The 9,370-nt window shown below is 64.7% G+C and carries 11 protein-coding genes; 7 read left to right on the forward strand and 4 right to left on the reverse strand.

All coding sequences use genetic code 11. The annotated features are described in order from the left end of the window. Window positions 1-399 (reverse strand): isocitrate/isopropylmalate family dehydrogenase (locus ACK41V_RS22545; protein ID WP_409785755.1); only part of this gene is annotated, 399 nt, incomplete at its 3' end. Between the two features lie 81 nt (window positions 400-480). Here ACK41V_RS22545 and ACK41V_RS22550 point away from each other — a divergent pair. Further along, window positions 481-930, forward strand: a complete 450-nt coding sequence (locus ACK41V_RS22550; protein ID WP_409785772.1) for a DUF192 domain-containing protein — start codon at window positions 481-483, stop codon at window positions 928-930. 28 nt (window positions 931-958) lie between these two features. Here ACK41V_RS22550 and ACK41V_RS22555 read toward each other — a convergent pair whose 3' ends face one another. The 3 genes from ACK41V_RS22555 to xseA form a co-directional block, all read right to left on the reverse strand. Continuing rightward, complete coding sequence (locus ACK41V_RS22555; RefSeq protein ID WP_409785757.1) at window positions 959-3,196, reverse strand: NADP-dependent isocitrate dehydrogenase; 2,238 nt, start codon at window positions 3,194-3,196, stop codon at window positions 959-961. Between the two features lie 240 nt (window positions 3,197-3,436). Then, window positions 3,437-4,018 (reverse strand): superoxide dismutase, encoded by a 582-nt coding sequence (locus tag ACK41V_RS22560; protein ID WP_409785759.1) that lies wholly within the window; start codon window positions 4,016-4,018, stop codon window positions 3,437-3,439. A gap of 101 nt (window positions 4,019-4,119) precedes the next feature. Next, window positions 4,120-5,427: an exodeoxyribonuclease VII large subunit gene (xseA, locus tag ACK41V_RS22565; RefSeq protein ID WP_409785761.1), complete on the reverse strand. Its 1,308-nt coding sequence runs from the start codon at window positions 5,425-5,427 to the stop codon at window positions 4,120-4,122. 347 nt (window positions 5,428-5,774) lie between these two features. Here xseA and ACK41V_RS22570 point away from each other — a divergent pair, with 347 nt between their 5' ends. From ACK41V_RS22570 to ACK41V_RS22595, 6 genes are all read left to right on the forward strand, one after another. Further along, the gene (locus ACK41V_RS22570; protein WP_409785763.1) at window positions 5,775-6,416 is read left to right on the forward strand and encodes a MotA/TolQ/ExbB proton channel family protein; all 642 of its coding nucleotides are present in this window, start codon (window positions 5,775-5,777) and stop codon (window positions 6,414-6,416) included. A 4-nt stretch (window positions 6,417-6,420) separates the two neighbouring features. Continuing rightward, complete coding sequence (locus ACK41V_RS22575; protein WP_409785765.1) at window positions 6,421-6,858, forward strand: ExbD/TolR family protein; 438 nt, start codon at window positions 6,421-6,423, stop codon at window positions 6,856-6,858. A gap of 22 nt (window positions 6,859-6,880) precedes the next feature. Continuing rightward, window positions 6,881-7,948: a tetraacyldisaccharide 4'-kinase gene (lpxK, locus tag ACK41V_RS22580; RefSeq protein WP_409785767.1), complete on the forward strand. Its 1,068-nt coding sequence runs from the start codon at window positions 6,881-6,883 to the stop codon at window positions 7,946-7,948. A 38-nt stretch (window positions 7,949-7,986) separates the two neighbouring features. Continuing rightward, window positions 7,987-8,193: a Trm112 family protein gene (locus ACK41V_RS22585; protein ID WP_409785769.1), complete on the forward strand. Its 207-nt coding sequence runs from the start codon at window positions 7,987-7,989 to the stop codon at window positions 8,191-8,193. Then, window positions 8,190-8,972, forward strand: a complete 783-nt coding sequence (gene kdsB / locus ACK41V_RS22590) for a 3-deoxy-manno-octulosonate cytidylyltransferase (RefSeq protein WP_409785770.1) — start codon at window positions 8,190-8,192, stop codon at window positions 8,970-8,972. The genes ACK41V_RS22585 and kdsB overlap by 4 nt, the downstream gene beginning before the upstream one ends. A gap of 156 nt (window positions 8,973-9,128) precedes the next feature. Further along, window positions 9,129-9,370 (forward strand): nucleoside monophosphate kinase (locus tag ACK41V_RS22595; protein ID WP_409785771.1); only part of this gene is annotated, 242 nt, incomplete at its 3' end.

The following is a 9,370-nucleotide window of genomic DNA, read 5'->3' on the forward strand; positions in this document are numbered from 1 at the left end:
CTGAACCGGGCGCAGGCAGACGTAGAGGTCGAGCTCCTGACGCAGCGCCACGTTCAGCGAACGGATGCCGCCGCCCACGGGCGTGGTGAGCGGGCCCTTGATCGAGACGACGTACTCGCGCAGCACGGCCAGGGTTTCTCCGGGCAGCCACACGTCGGGGCCGTAGATCCGGGTGGACTTTTCGCCCGCATAGACCTCCATCCAGTGAATCTTCCGCTGGCCGCCGTAGGCTTTGGCCACGGCGGCGTCGACCACCTTGAGCATCACGGGCGTGATGTCCACCCCGGTGCCATCGCCCTCGATGTACGGCACGATGGGCTGGTCCGGCACGTTGAGCGACATGTCGGTGTTGACGGTGATTTTCTGGCCCTGGGTGGGCACCTGGATGTGTTGGTACATGGGTGAAATTTTCGCACGGTCGACGGCCCGCCAGCGGATGGCGGAGAATGAATGCTCGATCTGCACCACCCGATTCCACGCATGAAAAAACTGTCCATCCGCTTGCTGTGCCTGTTGTTCCTTGCGACAGGGTCGGCCTGGTCCCAGGAATCACCCCAGCTTCAGTTGCCGCGGGTCACCTTGTCGGCCGGCATGCACCTGATTCAGGCGCAGGTGGCGGCCACCCCGCAGGAACGTGCGGTGGGCCTGATGTTCCGCAAGGACATGCCGGTTAACGAAGGCATGCTGTTCGCCTTTGAGCAGCCCTCCGAACAATGTTTCTGGATGAAGAACACCCTGCTCCCGCTGACGGCGGCCTTCGTGTCGGATGACGGCACCATCGTCAACCTGGCCGACATGCAGCCGCAAAGCCTGGCGTCGCACTGCTCCACCAAGCCTGTGCGCTTTGTGCTGGAGATGAACAAGGGATGGTTCGACAAGCGCGGCCTGAAGGCCGGCTCCAAGTTGAGCGGCCCACCGTTCACACGGTAGGCCGCCTCAACCCACTCACACGCCTTCGTCAGGCTTGCACCGAAGCCAGCGCCGCGTTGAAGGTCTTGCTGGGCCGCATGATGGCTTCGAGCTTGTCGAAGTCTGGCTTGTAGTAGCCACCGATGTCCACCGGCTTGCCCTGCACGGCGGCGAGCTCGGCGACGATGGTTTTCTCGTTGTCGGCCAGTTGCTGGGCCAGTGGCGCAAACTTTGCGGCCAGCGCCGGGTCTTCGCTTTGCGCGGCGAGCTCCTGGGCCCAGTAAAGCGCAAGGTAGAACTGGCTGCCGCGGTTGTCGAGCTGGCCGGTCTTGGGCGAGGGGTTCTTGTTGTTGTCCAGCAGCTTGCCGGTGGCCGCGTCCAATGTCTTAGAGAGCACCTTGGCCTGCAGGTTGCCGGTCTTCAGACCCAGATCTTCCATGGACACGGCCAGCGCCAGGAATTCACCCAGCGAATCCCAGCGCAGGTGGTTTTCTTCCACCAACTGCTGCACATGCTTGGGTGCCGAGCCGCCAGCGCCTGTTTCGTACATGCCGCCACCGGCCATGAGCGGCACGATGGACAGCATCTTGGCGCTGGTACCCAGTTCCATGATGGGGAACAGGTCGGTCAGGTAATCGCGCAGGATGTTTCCGGTGGCGCTGATGGTGTCCAGCCCGCGAGCCACACGCTCCAGCGTGTAACGCATGGCGCGCACCTGGCTCATGATCTGGATGTCCAGGCCGGCCGTGTTGTGCTCGTGCAGGTACATCTTGACCTTGGTGATCATCTGCGCTTCGTGCGGGCGGTACTGGTCGAGCCAGAACACCACGGGCATGCCCGAGTTGCGCGCGCGGCTCACAGCCAGCTTGACCCAGTCGCGGATGGCGGCGTCCTTGACCTGGCACATGCGCCAGATGTCGCCCTGCTCCACGTTCTGGCTCAGCAGCACTTCGCCAGTGGCCAGGTCGGTGATGTTGGCCACACCGTCTTCGGTGATCTCGAAGGTCTTGTCGTGCGAGCCATATTCCTCGGCCTGTTGCGCCATCAGGCCCACGTTGGGCACCGTGCCCATGGTCTTGGGGTCGAAGGCGCCGTGCCATTTGCAGAAGTTGATGATCTCCTGGTAGATGCGGGCAAAGGTCGACTCGGGCATCACAGCCTTCACATCCTTCAGGCGGCCGTCTGCCCCCCACATCTTGCCGCTGTTGCGGATCATGGCGGGCATGGAGGCGTCCACGATCACATCGTTGGGCGAGTGGAAGTTGGTGATGCCCTTGGCCGAGTCGACCATGGCCAGCTCGGGCCGGCCTTCGTGGCAGGCGTGCAGGTCGCGCTTGATCTCGTCCTGCTTGCTTTGCGGCAGCGTGCCGATCTTGTTGTACAGATCGACCATGCCGTTGTTGACATTCACGCCCAGTTCGTCGAACAGCTTGCCGTGCTTCTCGAAGGCGTCCTTGTAGAAAATCTTCACGCAGTGGCCAAACACGATCGGGTGCGAGACCTTCATCATGGTGGCCTTGACGTGCAGCGAGAACATCACGCCGGTCTTGTGGGCGTCTTCAATCTCTTTTTCATAGAACTCCAGCAAAGCCTTCTTGCTCATGAACATGGAGTCGATGATTTCGCGGTCCAGCAGCGACACCTTGGACTTCAGCACGATGGTCTTGCCGCTCGTGGTGATCAGCTCCATCTTCACGTCGCGCGCTTTGTCCAGCGTCATGGACTTTTCGCCGTGGTAGAAGTCGCCCGCGTGCATGTGCGACACATGCGAACGCGAGGCCTGGCTCCACTCGCCCATGCTGTGCGGGTTCTTGCGGGCGTATTCCTTCACGGCCCGGGGAGCGCGGCGGTCGGAGTTGCCTTCGCGCAGCACAGGATTGACAGCGCTGCCGGTGCACTTTGAATAGCGCGCCCGCAGTTCCTTCTCTTCGTCGGTTTTGGGGTTTTCCGGGTAGTCCGGGATGGCGTAGCCCTTGGCCTGAAGTTCCTTGATACAGGACACCAACTGCGACACAGACGCGCTGATGTTGGGCAGCTTGATGATGTTGGCTTCGGGCTTGAGCGTCAGCTTGCCGAGTTCGGCGAGAAAGTCTGGAACACGCTGCTCTTCGGTCAGGCATTCGGGGAAAGCCGCCAGCACACGAGCGGCCACCGAGATGTCGCTGGTGGCCACTTTGATGCCGGCTGGCGCCGCGAAGGTGCGGATGATGGGGAGAAACGCACTGGTCGCCAGCAAGGGGGCTTCGTCCGTCAGGGTGTAAATGATGGTGGGTTGCTGACTGCTCATCGCGTATCTCCAAAATTGTTGGGTAGGGTCCATCTGACTCTTCCCGGCAGGGTATGACGAAGAGGACAAACAGACCAGCCGTGATTTTGCTTTCCGGGGCTTCCCAAGAACCCCGCTTTTAGGACCCAAATCTCACAATGCAAAAATCGAGGTGAAATTTCTGCCTTCTTTTCCCGCTGACAGCCAAGAAAAAGGGCCCGAAGGTTGCCCTTCGAGCCCTCTCACCAGGAAGCCCGGGACTCAGGCGAAGTTGGCTTCGGCAAACGACCAGTTGACCAGCTTGTCGAGGAAGGTTTCCACGAACTTGGGGCGGGCGTTGCGGTAGTCGATGTAGTAAGCGTGCTCCCACACGTCCACGGTCAGCAGGGCCTTGTCTCCGGTGGTCAGCGGGGTGCCGGCGGCGCCCATGTTGACGATGTCGACCGAACCGTCGGCCTTCTTGACCAGCCAGGTCCAGCCAGAGCCGAAGTTGCCCACGGCGGACTTGACAAAGGCTTCCTTGAAGGCGGCGTAGCTGCCCCACTTGGCCGTGATGGCCGTGGCCAGCGCGCCGGACGGCTCGCCACCGCCGTTGGGCTTCATGCAGCTCCAGAAGAAGGTGTGGTTCCAGATCTGCGCAGAGTTGTTGTAGATGCCGCCGCTGGACTTCTTGACGATGGACTCGAGGTCCATGGCTTCGAACTCAGTGCCTTTTTGCAGGTTGTTGAGGTTCACCACATACGCGTTGTGGTGCTTGCCGTGGTGGAACTCCAGCGTCTCGCGGCTGTAGTGGGGGGCCAGGGCATCCAAGGCGTAGGGCAATGCGGGAAGGGTGTGTTCCATGGGGTTCCTCGTGAGTGCTGTTGTTAAAAAAGCTTGCCGCCGGGCTGGGCGCGCCTGCGATCAGGCGGCCATTGTAGGCACGCGACTGTGCAGCGAAGGTGTCAGGGTCTCTGAATGTCGGGCTCCACCCGAACGGCCAGGGTGCCATCGGCCAGCCTGGCGGTGAGCGCCTGCCCGACCTGCGCCTGCACGGCCCTTGTCACTGCCAGCCCTTGAGCGTCGGTCAGAAACGCGTAGCCGCGCTCCAGCACCAATTGGGGATCCAACAGGCTCAGCGAGAGTTCGCACCGTTGCAGCCGCCGCTGCTGAGCGTCCACCGCGCGGCGCAGGGCCAGCGGGAGCTGCGTCTGCAACACGTTCAGGCGGTTGCGCCGCTGCTGCGTGGTGAGCATCCAGCCGCTCTGCAGGCGGTGTTGCAAACGCCCGAGTTGCTGCAAGCTGTCGTGCAGGCGCACCGAGGGGCGCCCCATGCGCTGCGCCAAGCGGTCCAGCCGCTGACCGCGCTGATCGATGTTGGACCAGGCGCCCGCATCCAGCCGCTCCTGCAAATAGTCCAGCTCGCCCACCCGCTGCTCGCGCGCGGGGGCACACAACTCGGCCGCGGCGGTGGGCGTGGGGGCCCGCAGGTCGGCCACGAAGTCGGCCAGGGTGAAATCGGTTTCATGGCCCACGCCGCAGACCACCGGCATGGGCGAGCGCGCAATCAGGCGAACCAGTTCGGGGTCGTTGAACGACCACAGGTCTTCCAGCGAACCCCCGCCGCGAACCAGCAGCAAGACCTCGCTTTCGCCCGTCTCGGTGTGGCGGCGGTAAGCGGTCTGCAAAGCGGCACGCAGTTCGGCCGGGGCTTGTGCGCCCTGGACCGAGGCGGGATAGATCACCACAGGCAGGTGCGGCACGCGCCGGCGCAGGGCGGTGACCACGTCGCGCAGTGCGGCCGCCCCGAGTGAGGTGACCACGCCGATGCTGCGGGGCTGGGGCGGCAGGGGCCGTTTGCGCGCCGCTTCAAACAAGCCCTCGGCCTCCAGCTGGGCCTTGAGGCGCAGGAACTGCTCAAACAGGGCGCCCTGCCCCGCTGGCTGCAGCGAATCCACGATGAGTTGCAGCTCACCACGCGCGCCGTACACGTCGAGCTTGCCGCGGGCCTCCACGAGTTGTCCATCGCGCGGGCTGAAGGTGAGCTGATCGGCCGCGCGGCGAAACAGCGCGCAGCGCACCTGGCCGGTTTCGTCTTTCAGTGCGAAGTAACAATGGCCGCTGGCCGCGCGCGAAAAGCCCGAAATCTCGCCCCGCACCGCCACCGGATTGAACCGGGCAGCCAAAGTGTCTGCAACGGCGCGCATCAGCGGCCCAACCGCCCACACACGCCCCGCCGCCGGGGCCTGCGATGTTGAAAACGCGTCAACCACGGGCGTCTCCCGCGCAAAAGTGTCCACAGGCCGCGTGGATGCTGGTGATCCGGCTGCTGTGGCCTGCGTGGGCAGGCTCGGGCGAATAGCGCATTGATTCGAAAGCGTTTTGCACTGCCTGTTTGCTGATCGTTCTGACGAAGCCCAAGCCCGGCGCGGGCCCGCAGCACATGCTCGTCAGGTTCTTCACAAAGTTATCCACAGAATCTGTGCACGACATCGGCGTGTCGTGCGGGGCATGGGGTGGGGGGTTGGGAAGCCAGCGCCGGGAGCGCGCCACCCCTGAGACATAATCGGCCGACCGACTAGCGCCGAGCAACCCAACGGCACACGCCTGGAGTTCAGACTTGCTTTCCATCATACAAGCCGCAGGATGGCCCATCTGGCCACTGATCATCTGTTCCGTTCTCGGACTGGCCCTGGTCATCGAACGGTTCGTCAGCCTCAAAACCGCCAAGATCATTCCGCCCAAGTTGCTGGATGAAGCCATCATGGTTTCGCGCAATGGCGTGCCAGGGCCGGATGTGGTGACCCAGCTCGAACAGAACTCCGTGCTCGGTGCCGTTTTGGCCAGCGGGTTTCGCACCTTCAACAGCAACCCGCGCGCCAGCGAAGACGACCTGCGCGCCAGCCTGGAAGGCGCCGGGCGGCAAGCGGCAGCGCAGTTGCAGCGTTACCTCGGCGCGCTGGCCACCATTGCATCGGCCGCGCCGCTGCTGGGCTTGCTGGGCACCGTCATCGGCATGATCGAGATCTTCGGCGCGCAGGGTGCCAGCAGTGCGGGCGGTGTGCCCGGCATGGGCGATCCGGCGCAGCTGGCGCGGGGCATCTCGATTGCCCTGTACAACACCGCCTTCGGTCTCATCGTGGCGATCCCCGCCTTGATTTTCTGGCGCTATTTCCGCGGCCGGGTGGACGACTACCTGCTGGGCCTGGAACTGGCCGCCGAACGTTTTGCCCGTCACCTGCTGAACCTGCGCAAGCACTGAGGCCATGAACTTCCGTCCCGGTACGCGCGACGAGCCCGAGATCAACCTGATCCCGTTCATCGACATCTTGCTGGTGGTGCTCATCTTCCTGATGCTCACGACCACCTACAGCAAGTTCACCGAACTCAACGTCAACCTGCCCGTGGCCGACGCGCAAGCGCCCAAGACCAACAAGCGCGAAGTGGTGGTGGCGGTGGGCAACGATGGGCGCTATTCGATCAACAAGCAGGTGCTGGAAGGCACCAGCGTCGAGCTGCTCACCAGCGCGCTGGCCAGCGCTTCCGAGGGCAATACCGAGACCGTGATCATCATCAGCGCCGACGCAGCAGCCACGCACCAGTCGGTGATCAATGTGATGGACGCCGCGCGGCGCGCCGGCCTCGTGCAGATCACGTTCGCCACGCAGCAGACTGGCGCTGCCGCTGCCCGCGGCAAGCCCTGAGCGGCGGCATTTTTTTGCACCGATGAGTCAGGCCCGCTGGCAGGCTCTTTGGCTGCTCAATTCACAGCGGCGCGGTTGGCTGGCCCGGTTGCTCTGGCCCTTGTCGTTGTTGTATGGCGCTCTATTCGCGATGCGCCGCGCCCTGTACCGGCTTGGCCTGAAGCAGAGCCAACGCGTCGACGTGCCGGTGATCGTCATCGGCAATGTGGTGGTCGGTGGCGCGGGCAAAACGCCCACGGTGATCAGCGTGGTCAACCACCTGCGTGCCCAAGGCTGGCGACCCGGGGTGGTGTCACGCGGTCACGGCCGCCACAGCCAGCAGGTGGTGCTCGTTCAAGCCGACACCGCACTCGCGGACAGCGGCGATGAGCCAGCCCTGATCCACCGCCGCACCCATGCCCCCGTCTGCGTTGCAGCCAGACGCGTGGCCGCAGCCCGGGCGCTGCTGGCCGCACACCCGGAGGTGAACATCCTCGTCTGCGACGACGGCCTGCAGCACCTGGCCCTGCACAGAGACCTGCAGATCATCGTGTTCGACGACCGGGGCACGGGCAACGGCTGGCTGCTGCCGGCCGGCCTGCTGCGCGAACCCTGGCCGCGCACCGCCCGCACACATGCGACGGATCTGGTGCTGTACCAGCGCCGTGAAGACTCGCCCGCCCCTGCTCTGGCTTGCGCGCCTGGCACGCCGGTGTTCGGCGCGGTACGGCGCCTGGACGACCATGTGGTGGGACCCACGGGCGAACAACTGCCGCTGGAGCAATTGCGTGGACAACGCCTGACGGCTGTGGCCGGCACCGCCAGACCCGGCGTCTTCTTCGACATGCTGCGCGCGCGCGGGATCGAACCCACCCTGGAAGTGGGCTTGCCCGACCACGCGGGGTTGCCGGACTATGCAGCGCTCTTGCAGGACAGCGTGATCACCCTGCTTTGCACGGAAAAAGACGCGGTCAAGCTGTTTCCCGCCCTCGTTGCCAGCCCGGCGGGCCAGCGTCCCCAGGTCTGGGCTGTGCCGCTGGAACTGGCGCCCGATCCCGCCTTCTTCACCGCGCTGGACGAGCGCCTTCAGCCCTTGAAACCCCGCGCCTGAAGCGGCAGAGCGGCCAGCCGCGCGACTATCATTCCCCCATGGACACCAAACTGCTCGAACTGCTGGTCTGCCCCGTGACCAAAGGGCCCCTGATCTTCAACCGCGACAGCCAGGAACTGCTGTCGCGAAGCGCGCGTCTGGCGTACCCGGTGCGCGACGGCATTCCGATCTTGCTGGAGCACGAGGCCCGCCCCCTGACCGACGAAGAAGCCGCTCGGCCCAACGCGCCCACCCCGCAGCCATGAGCCTGCCCGAGGTTCCTGGAAGCTTCACGGTTCTGATTCCCGCGCGCCTGGCCTCCACCCGGCTGCCCGACAAACCCCTGGCCGACATCGGCGGCCTGCCCATGGTGGTGCGGGTGGCACGGCAAGCGCAACGCAGCGCAGCCCAACGCTGCGTGGTGGCGGCCGACGATGCACGCATCGTGCAGGCCTGCAAAGCCCACGGCGTGAGCGCGATCCTGACCCGCAGCGACCACCTCAGCGGCAGCGACCGCTTGGCTGAGGCCTGCGCCCTGCTCGGCCTGGCCGATGGCGAGGTGGTGGTCAACGTGCAAGGCGACGAGCCCCTGATCGACCCCGACCTCATCAACGCCGTGGCGCAGGAGCTGCACGCCAGGCCCGATTGCGTCATGAGCACGGCGGCACATGCCATTGACGAGCTGGCCGACTTCCTCAACCCCAATGTGGTCAAGGTGGTGCTGGACCGGCAGAGGACCGCCTTGTATTTCAGCCGCGCACCCATTCCGTGGTGGCGAGACGGCATGGCCAGCGGAGCAGCGTCAGCGCTGCCTTCACCCCGCCCGCTGCGCCATGTGGGCGTGTACGCCTACCGCGCCGGCTTTTTGCAGCGCTTCCCCAGCCTGGAGCCCGCACCACTGGAAGCCACGGAATCGCTGGAGCAGTTGCGGGTGCTGTGGCATGGCGAGCGCATTGCCGTGCACCTGAGCTCGGTCGCACCCGGTGCCGGTGTGGACACACCGCAGGACCTTGAGCGGGTCCGCCGGGTGCTGGCCCAAGGCTGAATCCATACCCTGCGGGGCAGGCTTTTTGGGGTCGCGCTCTGTAAGCCGGGCGCGAGGATGTGCATGCTATCCTCAAACGGTCGCCCCGGCCCCACGCCCAGGGGCAGCCGCTCGGGACAAGCGGCCAAGCCATTGAAACATCAAAGAAGGAAAGCGATGAGACTGATTTTGTTGGGCGCGCCGGGAGCCGGCAAAGGAACGCAGGCGACGTTCATTTGCCAGAAGTACGGCATCCCCCAGATTTCGACCGGGGACATGCTGCGCGCCGCCGTCAAGGCCGGCACGCCGCTGGGCCTGCAGGCCAAGGCGGTGATGGAGTCCGGTGCGCTGGTCAGCGACGACCTGATCATCAACCTGGTGAAAGAGCGCATTGCGCAGCCCGATTGCAACGGCTGCCT

This window comes from Acidovorax sp., assembly GCF_046291265.1.
Taxonomy (GTDB): Bacteria; Pseudomonadota; Gammaproteobacteria; order Burkholderiales; family Burkholderiaceae_C; genus Acidovorax.